Genomic DNA, 13206 nt, shown 5'->3' on the forward strand with positions numbered 1-13206 from the left:
TAGGCGCGCCGCTCTTGGAGCGACGCGCCATCAATGCATGAATTCGAGATCTGAAGGAGTGGCTTATCGCCGCTCCAGCAGCCTGCAGATTTCTTCAAGCTGATCCAGCGTCTTGTAGGCGATGCGCAGATGGCCACCGGACGCCTTGTGGTTCACCGTGACTTCAAGCCCGAGGCTATCGGACAGCGTGCGCTCGAGCGCCAGCGTGTCCGCATCCTTCTCGTCGCGACGGGCGGTCTTGCCGTAGTTCGGATCGTTCTGCGCGCGAATATCGTTCTGCGCGATACGCTCGGCGTCACGCACCGAGAGACCCTTGGCAATGATCGCCCGGGCGAGGGTGGCAGGATCCGACGTTGGAATGAGTGCGCGCGCATGTCCGGCCGACAGCGTGCCTTCCGACAACATGTCCCGAACCGGCTCCGGCAACTTCAAGAGACGCAGGCTGTTGGCGACATGGCTTCGGCTCTTGCCGATGATCTCGCCGAGATCGTTCTGCGTATAGCCGTGCTCGGCGATCAGTTGTTCATAGCCAAGCGCTTCGTCCAGCGGATTGAGATCCGAGCGCTGGACGTTTTCAACGATGGCGATTTCGAGCGCCGTGCGATCGTCGACGTCGCGAATGATGACCGGGATTTCGGTGAATCCGGCCAACTGTGCCGCACGCCAACGGCGTTCACCAGCGATGATCTCGTAGCGATCGGCGCCGATCGTCCGGGCGACGACAGGTTGAACGATCCCGTGCTGGCGGATCGAATTGGCAAGATCCTGCAGTTCGGCCTCGTCGAACTGACGACGCGGGTTGCGCGGATTGCGCGATACGAACTCGATCGGCACGCGCCGATCGGGATTGACCGGGGCAGGGGCAGCCGCGCCCGTTTGCAACGGCTGATCCATCTCGCCGATCAACGCGGCCAATCCGCGACCGAGCCGCCTCTTCGAGCTATCGTCGTTCATATCGTCACCCGAGTTAAATTACGCTACCGAAATGATTATGCCGCCTTGCGCTGGCGCTCGCGCTGAATGACTTCGGAGGCCAGCTGCAGATAGGCCTGGCTGCCGGCGCATTTCAGATCATACAGAATGGCCGGTTTGCCGTAGGACGGCGCTTCCGAAACGCGAACATTGCGCGGAATCAGAGTGTGGTAGACCTTGTCGCCCAGATGCGTCCGCACGTCGCTGACGACCTGCTGTGCCAAGTTGTTGCGCGAATCGAACATGGTCAGGACGATACCCTGGATATCCAGGCTCGGATTCACGGTCCGGCGTATCTGATCCACGGTCTCCAGTAGCTGGCTCAGCCCCTCAAGCGCGAAGAATTCGCACTGAAGCGGCACAAGCACCGAATGGGCCGCTGCCATCGCGTTCATCGTCAGTAGGTTGAACGATGGCGGGCAATCGACCAGCACGTAGGAGTACTCCATTGCGGCGGGGCTGACCAAGGCCTTGCGCAAACGGAAGACACGATCCGGTTCCTGCGCGATTTCCATTTCGACGCCGAGAAGGTCCATTGTCGACGGAATGATTGCAAGGTTGGGGACCGCCGTTTCCTGGGCGATCTCGCCGATTCCGTGCGATCCCATCATCAATTCATAGGACGACAGGTTCCGATCGCGGCGCTGGATACCAAGACCGGTACTGGCGTTGCCCTGAGGGTCGAGATCGACGATCAGGACGCGCTCGCCGATAGCCGCCAATGCGGTCGCCAGATTGATGGCCGTCGTGGTTTTGCCCACGCCACCCTTCTGATTTGCGATTGTGATGATCCGGTTTTTGCCACCAAACATGTTTCCGCTCGCGATCACTAAGCCTTGCGTGACAGATTTGCGATCTCGAGCACGACAGAATCCGGCTCGACCACGCTTGGATGTTTTACCAGATCAAACTGATAGCGGCTAATGGCTTTGTCGATTTCGCGCTGGTAATCCCGCCCTTTGTGAAAATAGGCGACTGCTTTTTGGTCCTGTGCCGTCATCCACGGCGCAGAATAGTCAAGCAGCAGGGTCAAATCCGCTAACGCACGCGCAGAAACAGCGTCGGCGCGGGGAATAATCGCGCCCGCATCTTCGATTCGAACCGGGTGAACGGAGCCGCGCGCGCCCGTTTCTGCCAAGGCGACGCGCAAAAAGGCAGCCTTCTTATTGTTGCTTTCGACGAGATGCACCCAGCCGTCAGCAAACTCAGCGAGATAGATCGCCGTAATCACGCCGGGAAAACCGCCACCGCTGCCGAGATCGACCCAGGTCTTCGGATCCGGCGACAGCTGCGCGAGTTGCAGACTATCGACGATATGCCGGCGCCAAAGATCCTCGACCGTCGACGGCGCTACAAGATTGATCGACTTCGCCCACTTCTGAAAAAGTCTGGCAAAATGCTCGAGCCGTTCATTCGTTTCACGTGAAACACGCAGTCCGTTCAACACATCGATTGGACTCGCCTTCATTGTACGCTGACCTTTTCTTCACGTTCTACGGTACGGTTCTGTCGCTTCAGCCATGCCAGGATCAGCGATGCGGCTGCCGGCGTCATGCCGTCGACCTTCATCGCCTGCGCCAGATTGCGGGGCGCCTGCTGCTTGAGCTTCTGCTTCAACTCATTGGAGAGGCCCGAAAGCATATCGAAGTCGAAGCCATCGGGTATGACGAGATTTTCTTCGCGCTGAATGCCGGCAATATCCGCGGCCTGACGATCCATGTAGACGGCGTAGACCGCATCGATCTCAAGCGCCTCAACGACGCGCGGACCAATCGACGACAGCTCGGGCCAGATCGGCTGCAAGCTGGCAATCGACTGATCGGGATAGGACAGGATCTCGAAAGCGGTACGCCGTTGACCATCCTGATTGAGCTTCAAGCCATGACGGTTACCCTCGGCCGGGGTGACCGAGAGGCTCTTCAGCAGCGCGCGCCCCTCATCGAAACGCGCGCGCCAATCGACAAAGCGATCGCGGCGCACATCGGAGATGCAGCCGATCTCTATCGCAAGCGGTGTTAGGCGCGCATCGGCATTGTCAGCCCGCAGCGACAGTCGGTACTCCGCGCGGGAGGTGAACATGCGGTAGGGCTCAGTGATGCCACGCGACGTCAGGTCGTCGATCATGACACCAATATAGGACTGCGTCCGGCTGAACACGACTTCGGGACGGTTCGTCGCGACCAGAGCGGCATTCAAGCCGGCGACGAGGCCCTGGGCGCCAGCTTCCTCGTAGCCCGTCGTGCCGTTGATTTGCCCAGCCAGGAAAAGCCCCGGCATCTTGCGCACGGCGAGGGTCGCGTTCAATTCGCGCGGATCGACGTGATCATACTCGATGGCATAACCAGGCTGGAGGATTGCAACATTCTCCAAGCCGGGGATCGTCTTGATAAAGGCTTCCTGAATGTCTGCCGGCAGCGATGTCGAAATACCGTTAGGATAGATCGTGTCGTCGTCGAGACCCTCGGGCTCCAGGAAGATCTGGTGACCATCACGCTCGCCAAACCGTACGATCTTGTCCTCGATGGACGGGCAATAGCGCGGTCCGACACCCTCGATCTGACCAGAATACATCGCCGACTTGCCGATATTGTCGGCAATGATCTTGTGTGTCGCTTCCGTGGTGCGCGTCACGCCGCAATCGATCTGGCGGTTCACAATCGTGTCGGTCATGAATGAGAACGGCACCGGATCCTCGTCCGGGCCCTGGCGGCCAACACTTGCCCAGTCGATGGTGCGTCCATCCAGGCGGGCGGGCGTTCCAGTCTTCAGGCGGCCAAGCCGCAAGCCAAACCGCAACAAGGTGCCGGAGAGCCCGACGGACGGTTCCTCACCAACGCGACCGGCCGGGATCTTTTGATCGCCGATATGAATGAGGCCCTTCAAGAACGTGCCCGTCGTCAGAACGACGGACTTGGCTTGGAAGCTTCGGCCGTCCTTCATGACGACACCTTGGATACGGCCGTGGTCTTCCAACAGGTCGAAGGCATCGCCCTCGATAACCGTCAAATTGTCGATGGCAGCGATCTCCCGCTGCATGGCTTCGCGATAGAGGCGACGATCGGCTTGCGTGCGAGGTCCACGCACGGCCGGTCCCTTGCGGCGATTGAGCAGACGAAACTGAATGCCGCCAGCATCCGCGACGCGCCCCATCAAGCCGTCCATCGCATCGATCTCGCGGACCAGGTGTCCCTTGCCCAGGCCACCGATGGCCGGGTTGCAGGACATAATCCCGATCGTCGATGCCTTGTGCGTGATCAACGCCGTGTTGGCGCCCAGACGCGCGGCTGCAGCCGCGGCCTCGCAGCCGGCATGACCACCGCCAATGACGATTACGTCAAATTGCATCTTTGCCTCTTCTCCGGGGTTGACCCCTGTACGAATCGTTTCACGTGAAACACGATGAAGGACTCGCAAACGTTGTATTGCTCTGCGCTACTGATTATTTCCCGATACAGAATTCGGAAAATATCACATCAAGAAGGTTCTCAACATCCACACGCCCGGTTATCCGTCCAATTGCATCGCCAGCAAGGCGCAAGAGTTCTGCGCGTATGTCCAGTCCCAGATCCTGCCTTGCCAGGCTGTCGTCGATCGAGTGTTGCGCCTGCCGCAGGCTATCGACATGTCGCCGCCGAGACGGCAGTGACAGCGACGTGCGCCCACTGAGATCGGGCAGATGCGCCGCGATCGCGTCCAGCAGTTGTTCCATACCGTCGCCGGTTTTCGTGGAAACCAACACGTCGGCAGAACCATCGCGCCAACTAACACTGCCGCGATCGAGTTTGGTTCCGACGCGCAGCACCGGCGTCATCTCGGGTGCAAGGTCGGATATGACATCAAATCCATCAGGCGCATCGGCCAGCAGCAAGATCAGATCCGCTCTCTCGATAATTTCTCGCGCGCGACGAATGCCTTCTTGTTCTACTTTCTCGTCGGTCTCCCGCAGACCGGCCGTGTCATAAAGTTTCACGGAGAATCCGGCTAAGGAAAGGTCGACAGAAAGAACGTCGCGGGTCGTGCCGGCAATCTCAGTGACGATTGCAATGTCGCGTTGGGCCAGCGCGTTGAGCAAGCTCGACTTGCCGGCGTTTGGCTCACCTGCGATAACGATCTTCAGGCCATCGCGGATGATCTCCGCGATCGGTGCGTCGGCAATATGCGCTGCGATCTCTTGCGACAGTAGAGACATGTCCCGCCAGATGCGCTCGCTGACCGATCCCGGCACGTCGTCTTCATCGGCAAAATCGAGCTCCGCCTCGATCATCGCCCGCGCATGGGTCAAGCGCTTCGCCCAGCCGGCATAGACTTTTGACTGTCCGCCGCCGGAATGCTCGATCGCGAGCCGACGCTGCATTTCCGTCTCGGCGACAATCAGGTCAGCGAGACCCTCCACCTCGACCAGGTCGAGCTTGCCGTTCTGGAAAGCGCGGCGTGAAAACTCACCGGCTTCTGCATGGCGCAAACCCTCGAGCTTCGAGAGTTCCTCAAGCAGCGCGTTGACCGCGGCGCGGCCACCATGGATCTGAAATTCGGCGCAATCTTCTCCGGTAAAGGAGGCAGGTCCGTGAAAGTAGAGAACAAGGCCGCTATCGATAACATCACCGTTACGAGACCGAATCGATCTCAATGCCGCCGACCGCGGCGAGGGAACCCCACCGCATAGTGCCTGCAGCACCGCTTTGGTATGCCTTCCGCTGACACGCACGACGGCGACGCCGGCGGGCAGAGCTCCGCTGGAAAGCGCATAGATCGTTTGCGTCGCTGTCATGGGCTCACCTGAAAAGACCGCGGGCGCATGCAAGTGCGTCGATGGTCGAAACAATGGGGATCGTCGAAGTTCCCGACCGGATCGTCCTGCTTCGCGGAGTGCGCTCACACGGAGCCAAACGGTATCTCAAAGGGTCGGCGTGCTTATGCCGAAAGAATGCCGAAATTTCAAGATGCCGCTGCATCCTCGTGTTTCACGCCCGTACGTGTTTCACGTGAATCAGCAGGTGGGGCGGCGATCCAACGGCGGGCGTAGAGCGGAGATCGTTGCGAAACCGAATCGAACGCAGTGGAGAATCCGGCTAAGGTTTTGAAACGAAAAAACCGGCCGACGCATGGTCGACCGGCTTTCACAATTGGCGATGAACGTCTTAGGTGTTCATCGAGTCGAAGAAATCGCCGTTGTTCTTCGTCTGCTTGAGCTTGTCGATAAGGAACTCGATCGCGTCCGTCGTTCCCATCGGCGCCAGAATACGGCGGAGCACGAAGATCTTCTGCAGATCCTGGCGCGGAACGAGCAGGTCTTCCTTACGCGTACCGGACTTGAGAATGTCCATCGCCGGGAAGATGCGCTTGTCGGCGACCTTGCGGTCAAGCACGATTTCCGAGTTGCCGGTGCCCTTGAACTCTTCGAAGATGACTTCGTCCATGCGGCTGCCGGTATCGATCAGCGCGGTCGCGATGATCGTCAGCGAGCCGCCTTCCTCGATGTTACGGGCGGCACCGAAGAAACGCTTCGGGCGCTGCAGGGCGTTGGCGTCGACACCGCCGGTCAAGACCTTGCCCGATGACGGAACAACGGTGTTGTAAGCGCGGCCAAGGCGGGTGATCGAGTCGAGCAGGATGACGACGTCGCGACCGTGTTCCACGAGGCGCTTGGCCTTTTCGATCACCATTTCGGCAACCTGAACGTGGCGCGTCGCCGGCTCGTCGAAGGTCGAGGAGACGACTTCGCCCTTTACCGAGCGCTGCATGTCCGTCACTTCTTCCGGACGTTCGTCGATCAGGAGAACGATCAGGTAGCATTCCGGATGGTTGGCGGTGATCGAGTGGGCGATGTTCTGCAGGAGAACGGTCTTACCGGTGCGCGGCGGCGCGACGATCAAGCCGCGCTGGCCCTTGCCGAGCGGTGCGACCAGGTCGATGACGCGGGCCGAAAGATCCTTCGAGGTCGGAACATCGAGTTCCATCTTGAAGCGCTCGTTCGGGTAGAGCGGCGTCAGGTTGTCGAAGTGAACCTTGTGACGGATCTTTTCCGGATCGTCGAAGTTGATGGTGTTGACCTTGAGGAGGGCGAAGTAGCGCTCGCCTTCCTTGGGTCCGCGGATCGGACCCTCGACCGTGTCGCCGGTCTTCAGCGAGAAGCGGCGGATCTGGGAGGGCGAGATGTAGATGTCGTCCGGACCGGGGAGGTAGTTTGCATTCGCCGAGCGCAGAAAGCCGAAGCCGTCCTGCAGCACTTCAACAACGCCTTCACCAATGATCTCGATATCCTGAGCCGCGAGCATCTTGAGGATCGCGAACATCAGCTCCTGCTTGCGCATCGTGCTGGCGTTCTCCACCTCGAGCTCCTCGGCGAAAGCGAGCAGATCGGTCGGCGTCTTGTTCTTGAGTTCTTGTAGCTTCATTTCAGCCATGAAGGATCCATGTTTGGTATGGGTAGTGGAGAGATGGCGAGTATTGATTAGGGAGCTGCAGCTGGAAGGGGCAGGCTCTTGTCTTTGTCACAAGCCATGAAGAGGAGATGGCAGAAAATAGCGATTCACGTGAAACCCTGCAAGGGGCTCTCGCAAATTAGAAACGCCTATGACAGGCCGCAAATCGATTAAATTCAAAATGGCTTCACGACGACCATGATGACGATGAGGATCATCAGGAGCGTAGGGGCCTCGTTCATCAACCGCCAATAGCGCGCGTCGTGCCTGTTTTCGTCGCGCTGAAAGGCGCCCACCGCACGGCTGAAACGCATGTGGACAGCCGTCAGCAGCACCACGAACAGAAGCTTGGCATGCAGCCAGCCACCCTGGAAGCCATAGACGCTCCAGGCGAGATAAAGCCCGAGCCCCCAGGAAATCATCATCGCCGGGTTCATGATGACCTTCAGGAGCCGCAACTCCATCATCTTGAAGGTTTCCGACTGGGCGGAGCCAGGCTCAGCATCCGTGTGGTAGATAAACAGCCTGGGCATGTAGAGCAACGCCGCCATCCAGGACATCACGGCGATAACGTGCAACGCCTTGATCCAGAGATAGAGATCATCCGGGCGCCAGACGAACAGACCGACAAGAAGCGCGGCGAACGCGCCGAGCGCAATCGCTGCCCTGAGCCGCGCCCTGTTGCCGGGCGCCCGATCGGTCTGCTTCTCCGCCATCATCTTGCTCCGCGAACCCGGGCAACCAACGCCGAGACGTGATCGGGATCTGCCTGCGGCGTTATGCCATGGCCGAGATTGAAGATCAGCGGGCCGTGACCGAGTGCGTCGAGAATGCGGTCGATGCCTTCCTCAAGCGCCACGCCGCCGGCGACCACCCGCATCGGATCGAGATTGCCCTGTACCGGCCCTTCCTTCTGCAGATCCTTTGCGAAGGAAACCGGAACCGTCCAGTCGAGGCCGATCGCGTCTGCCCCGGTCGCCTGCCGGTAGCCGTTCAAAAGCTGCCCTGCGCCCTTTGCAAAAGCAATGATCTTTGCCTGCGGCCGCTGCGCCCGAACGGAGGCGATGATCCGCTGCACCGGCTTGATGGCGTAGCGGGCGAATTCCTCCTCGCCGAGAACACCTGCCCAGGAATCGAAGATCTGCACCGCATCGGCGCCGGCATCGATCTGCCGCACGAGATAATCCGCCGACACATCCGCCAGAAAGGCGAGCAAATGATCGAAGGCTTCGGAATTGCGATAGGCGAAGAGACGGGCAGGAGCCTGGTCCGGCGTACCGTGTCCGGCGATCATATAGGTCGCAACCGTCCAGGGAGCGCCACAGAAGCCGAGCAGCGTCGTTTCCGAGGGAAGTTCTGCGCGCAACCGCGAAACCGTCTCAAAGACCGGCTGGAGGTGTTCAGCGATACCCTCAGGCTTCAGCACGCGGATACCATCGACATCGATCGGATCCATTCGCGGCCCATGGCCTTCTTCGAAGCGCACGTTGCGTTTCAGTGCATCGGGAATGACCAGGATGTCGGAGAAGAGAATGGCAGCATCGAAAGCGTAGCGCCGGATCGGCTGCAAGGTGACCTCGACGGCGAGATCGGGCGTGTAGCAAAGATCGAGGAAGCTTCCAGCGACAGCACGTGTCGCCCTGTACTCCGGCAGGTATCGTCCCGCCTGGCGCATGAGCCAGATCGGAGGAGGTGACACCGTCTTCCCTGCCAAAACTTCCAGAACCTTTCTGCGCGTTTCGGTCACGGATCGTCTCTCCCAATTTAAAATCAAAGATATTTAGAAGGTTTCTATTTCTTAGAGTCGGTGGGTATCAAGGATTAAAACAACCCACTGACTTGTCCACGACCGGCGATCGCGGCGCCAACTGACGGGACAATGAGAGCGGTCTCTGGAAAAACAGCGTGGTCAATCTCGGAAACGCTTTTTGAATCATGTCTTTAAGCCGCGCTCGATTTTTTCCGCGCCTGTGGAAAAGCGGTTGATACGCGTGACACTTTGTCCGCACCGCGAGTCTTGTCCACATCCGCCCCGAAACAATGTCCGCGACAGTGCCAATTGTGAATAACTCGGCTGTTTTCCACTTGCCTGGATCCAGGCCCCGTCGTTAGCTGATGTTTCATCCCGGCTTATCAACAGCACCAGGAGAATTGCGTGGAGAACAAGAAAAACTACTTCCACCTTCACCTGATTTCGGACTCAACGGGCGAGACTCTCATTGCCGCCGGGCGCGCCGCCGCCGCCCAATTTCAAAGCTCGCATGCGCTTGAGCACGTCTATCCGCTGATCCGAAACCGCAAGCAGCTGCTGCAGGTTCTCGACGCCATCGATGGCGCACCGGGCATTGTTCTCTATACGATCGTCGATCGCGAACTCGCCGACATCATCGATCGCCGTTGCCGCGAGATGGGTGTTCCTTGCGTCTCGGTGCTTGATCCGATCATCGACCTTTTCCAGTCCTATCTGGGATCGCCATCTCGCCGCCGGTCGGGGGCGCAACATGTGATGGACGCGGAATATTTCGCCCGCATCGACGCACTCAACTTCACCATGGACCATGACGACGGTCAGCTGCCGGCCGATTTCGATGATGCGGATGTCGTTCTCGTCGGCATCAGCCGGACGTCGAAGACGCCGACCAGCATCTATCTCGCCAATCGCGGCATCAAGACGGCGAATATCCCGATCGTCCCGGGCGTGCCTTTGCCTGAAAGATTGATGGAAGCGACGAAGCCTCTCGTCGTCGGGCTGATCGCGACGGCCGACCGTATTTCGCAGGTGCGCCAGCATCGGGTGCTCGGAACGACGCAAGGCTTTCACGGCGATCAGTACACAGACAAGGCCTCGATTACCGAGGAACTGAAATATGCCCGGTCGCTCTGCGCGCGCAACAATTGGCCGGTCATCGACGTCACCCGCCGTTCGATCGAGGAAACCGCGGCGGCGATCGTTGCCCTGCGTCCACGTCTGCGTTAGAGCGGATTCGAACAATTCGGGAACCTGTATGATGACATCTTCGCTCGTCCTGGCCTCGGCCAGCCCGTTTCGCCGGGCGCTCCTCGAGAATGCCGGCCTGGTCTTTAAAGCGAGGGCAGCCGAGATCGATGAGCGCGCGCTGGAAAAGCCGCTTGAAGATAAAGGTACGGCACCCGAGACCGTCGCTCTTGAACTGGCGGAAGCAAAGGCGCGGGATGTCGCGCGGCATTTTTCCGGGGCGCTGGTGATCGGTTCCGATCAGACGATGTCCTTGGGCTCGCGGGTCTACCACAAGCCGAAGACCATGGCTGAAGCCGCCGCACACCTGCTTTCGCTTTCCGGCCAGACGCACCGCCTGAACAGCGCGATCGTGCTTCTTCGTGGTGACGAGGTAGTCTGGCGGCACGTGTCGTCCGCCCACATGACCGTACGACCGCTGACAGCGGAGTTCGTCGAGCGTCATCTGGAGCGTGTCGGCGAGAAGGCGCTTTCGAGCGTCGGCGCCTACCAGCTGGAAGGTGAGGGCATCCAGCTCTTCGAAAGGATCGAGGGCGACTACTTCACCATCCTCGGTCTTCCGATGCTGCCGCTGCTTTCCAAACTTCGCGAACTGGGAACGATCGATGCGTGATTCACGTGAAACATTTGTTAACCACGCCTTCGTCACCGGCTACCCGATCAAGCATTCCCGGTCGCCGTTGATCCATGGTTATTGGCTGAAACAGCTCGGGCTGCCCGGCAGCTACCGCGCCCATGAGGTCAAGCCGGAAGATTTCGCCGCCTTCGTGGCCAGCCTCAAGGATGGGACATCCGGTTTCAGCGGCGGCAATGTCACCATTCCCCATAAGGAAGTGGCCTGTCGGCTGGCGGATCAGCCGGATGAGCTGAGCCAGGAACTCGGCGCTGCCAACACGCTGTGGGTTCAGGACGGAAAGGTGCATGCCACCAACACCGACGGCCGCGGCTTCGTTGCCAACCTCGACGAGCGGGCGGCCGGTTGGGACAAAACGTCGACGGCGGTCATCCTCGGCGCCGGCGGCGCCAGCCGGGCGATCATCCAGGCTGTTCGCGACCGTGGCATAAAAACGATCCATGTCGTCAACCGCACCGTCGAACGGGCGCAGGAACTTGCCGACCGGTTCGGCCCGGCGGTCGAAGCCCACCCGATGGGCGCACTCACGGACGCAATGACCGGCGCAGGTCTGTTCATCAACACCACCTCACTCGGCATGGACGGCAGCGAAGCACCGGCAATCGACTTCGGTGTCATGGCTTCGAGCGCCGTTGTCACGGATATCGTCTATGTTCCCTTGAAGACGCCGATCCTGGCGCAGGCAGAAGCGCAAGGCTTTGCGACCGTAGACGGTCTGGGCATGCTTCTGCATCAGGCGGTGCCCGGCTTCGAACTCTGGTTCGGCTGTCGGCCGACGGTGGACGCCGCTCTTCGACAATTGATTATCGACGACATGGACAGGCACTGATGATTATCCTCGGGCTCACCGGATCGATCGCCATGGGCAAGTCGACGACCGCCCAGATGTTTCGCGATTTCGGGGTGCCGGTGAACGATGCCGACGAGGTCGTGCATCAGCTCTATAGCGGCGAGGCGGTCGCACCGGTGGAAGCGGCCTTTCCCGGAAGCACGAGAGATGGAAAGGTCGATCGCGCCGAACTTTCGCGCCAACTCATGCAGGCGCCGGAACGGCTGCGCGAACTCGAGGCGATCGTCCATCCGCTGGTGCGCGGCAGGGAGCAGGAGTTCCTTGCGGAAAACCGCGCCGCCAATGCGCCCTTTGTGGTCCTCGACATTCCTCTTCTGTTTGAAACGGGCGCGGAAAAGCGGGTCGATCGCGTCGTCGTCGTGACCTGTTCGGCCGAACTGCAACGCCAAAGGGCGCTGAAGCGCCCAGGGATGACCGAGGAAAAACTTGCGATGATCCTTGCGCGGCAGGTGCCGGACAGCGAAAAGCGTAAACGCGCCGACTACATCATCGATACCAGCGACAGTTTCGACGTCACCCGGGCCCAGGTGAAGGCCGTCGTCGACCAACTCGCAGCCAGCAACGGAGACGCGGATGCGTGAGATCATCTTCGATACGGAAACGACAGGCCTCGACAATCGCGAGGACCGGGTGATCGAAATCGGCGGTGTCGAGCTCGAGAACCAGTTTCCGACCGGCCGCACGCTGCACATCTTCGTCAATCCCGGCAGCCGCAAGGTTCACCCGGATGCGCTCGCCATCCATGGCATCACCGACGAGTTCCTGAAGGACAAGCCGCCCTTTGCCGATGTGGTCGAGGAGATCCTCGCGTTCTTCGGCGATGCCCGCTGGGTCGCGCACAACGCCACCTTCGACATGGGTTTCATCAACGCCGAGTTCGCACGGCTGGGAATGCCTCCGATCGCGAACGATCGGGTAACGGATACGCTGGCGCTCGCCCGCCGCAAAAATCCGATGGGACCGAACTCGCTCGACGCACTGTGCCGCCGGTATGGCATCGACAATTCGCATCGCGCCAAGCATGGCGCTCTTCTCGACTCCGAACTGCTGGCTGAAGTCTACATCGAGATGCTCGGTGGCCGTCAGGCCGCACTCGGGCTCGTGTCCAGCAAATCGACCGGCCAGGCGATCGAACACGATGAAGCGCCGATCCTTATCGGCCAGCGGCCGCGCCCCTTGCCGAACCGGCTCTCGGAGGCTGACCTGGCCGCTCATGCGGCGTTGATTGCAAAGATCGGTTCCAAGGCGATCTGGACAAAATACGAACCTCAGGAATGAGGCAGATACGAAAAAGCCCGGCACATTGGCCGGGCTTTTCGTTTCAGCAATCTGA

Annotated in this window: 13 protein-coding genes; 5 read left to right on the forward strand and 8 right to left on the reverse strand. The window is 59.9% G+C overall.

Features of this window, described 5'->3' with window-relative positions:
• Window positions 1-63: 63 nt before the first annotated feature.
• The 8 genes from M2267_RS27595 to hemE form a co-directional block, all read right to left on the reverse strand.
• Window positions 64-954, reverse strand: coding sequence for a ParB/RepB/Spo0J family partition protein (locus M2267_RS27595; protein WP_043624216.1), 891 nt, complete (start codon window positions 952-954; stop codon window positions 64-66).
• Window positions 955-989: 35 nt separating this feature from the next.
• On the reverse strand, window positions 990-1784 hold the full coding sequence (locus M2267_RS27600) for a ParA family protein (RefSeq protein WP_192451478.1): 795 nt from the start codon (window positions 1782-1784) through the stop codon (window positions 990-992).
• A gap of 17 nt (window positions 1785-1801) precedes the next feature.
• Window positions 1802-2440 carry a 16S rRNA (guanine(527)-N(7))-methyltransferase RsmG gene (gene rsmG / locus M2267_RS27605; protein ID WP_429119039.1) on the reverse strand — a complete coding sequence of 213 codons (639 nt, stop codon included), beginning with the start codon at window positions 2438-2440 and terminating at the stop codon, window positions 1802-1804.
• On the reverse strand, window positions 2437-4317 hold the full coding sequence (gene mnmG, locus M2267_RS27610) for a tRNA uridine-5-carboxymethylaminomethyl(34) synthesis enzyme MnmG (RefSeq protein ID WP_429119040.1): 1881 nt from the start codon (window positions 4315-4317) through the stop codon (window positions 2437-2439). The genes rsmG and mnmG overlap by 4 nt, the downstream gene beginning before the upstream one ends.
• 94 nt (window positions 4318-4411) lie before the next feature.
• Window positions 4412-5740 carry a tRNA uridine-5-carboxymethylaminomethyl(34) synthesis GTPase MnmE gene (mnmE, locus tag M2267_RS27615; RefSeq protein WP_429119041.1) on the reverse strand — a complete coding sequence of 443 codons (1329 nt, stop codon included), beginning with the start codon at window positions 5738-5740 and terminating at the stop codon, window positions 4412-4414.
• A gap of 370 nt (window positions 5741-6110) precedes the next feature.
• On the reverse strand, window positions 6111-7376 hold the full coding sequence (gene rho / locus M2267_RS27620) for a transcription termination factor Rho (RefSeq protein WP_089044254.1): 1266 nt from the start codon (window positions 7374-7376) through the stop codon (window positions 6111-6113).
• 194 nt (window positions 7377-7570) lie between these two features.
• Window positions 7571-8113 carry a protoporphyrinogen oxidase HemJ gene (gene hemJ, locus M2267_RS27625; RefSeq protein WP_429119043.1) on the reverse strand — a complete coding sequence of 181 codons (543 nt, stop codon included), beginning with the start codon at window positions 8111-8113 and terminating at the stop codon, window positions 7571-7573.
• Window positions 8110-9141: a uroporphyrinogen decarboxylase gene (hemE, locus tag M2267_RS27630; protein ID WP_429119044.1), complete on the reverse strand. Its 1032-nt coding sequence runs from the start codon at window positions 9139-9141 to the stop codon at window positions 8110-8112. The genes hemJ and hemE overlap by 4 nt, the downstream gene beginning before the upstream one ends.
• Before the next feature lie 408 nt (window positions 9142-9549).
• Here hemE and M2267_RS27635 point away from each other — a divergent pair, with 408 nt between their 5' ends.
• From M2267_RS27635 to dnaQ, 5 genes are read left to right on the forward strand one after another with little or no spacing between them, the layout of a single operon-like run.
• On the forward strand, window positions 9550-10371 hold the full coding sequence (locus M2267_RS27635; protein WP_043624228.1) for a pyruvate, water dikinase regulatory protein: 822 nt from the start codon (window positions 9550-9552) through the stop codon (window positions 10369-10371).
• Window positions 10372-10402: 31 nt separating this feature from the next.
• Window positions 10403-11002 (forward strand): Maf-like protein, encoded by a 600-nt coding sequence (locus M2267_RS27640; RefSeq protein ID WP_429119046.1) that lies wholly within the window; start codon window positions 10403-10405, stop codon window positions 11000-11002.
• Window positions 10995-11852, forward strand: a complete 858-nt coding sequence (locus M2267_RS27645) for a shikimate dehydrogenase (RefSeq protein WP_429119047.1) — start codon at window positions 10995-10997, stop codon at window positions 11850-11852. Before M2267_RS27640 ends, M2267_RS27645 begins: the two co-directional genes overlap by 8 nt.
• Window positions 11852-12454, forward strand: a complete 603-nt coding sequence (gene coaE, locus M2267_RS27650) for a dephospho-CoA kinase (RefSeq protein WP_429119049.1) — start codon at window positions 11852-11854, stop codon at window positions 12452-12454. Before M2267_RS27645 ends, coaE begins: the two co-directional genes overlap by 1 nt.
• Window positions 12447-13151: a DNA polymerase III subunit epsilon gene (gene dnaQ / locus M2267_RS27655; RefSeq protein WP_043624234.1), complete on the forward strand. Its 705-nt coding sequence runs from the start codon at window positions 12447-12449 to the stop codon at window positions 13149-13151. Before coaE ends, dnaQ begins: the two co-directional genes overlap by 8 nt.
• Window positions 13152-13206: the final 55 nt, after the last annotated feature.

This window comes from Ensifer sp. KUDG1 (assembly GCF_050434285.1).
Taxonomy (GTDB): Bacteria; Pseudomonadota; Alphaproteobacteria; order Rhizobiales; family Rhizobiaceae; genus Ensifer.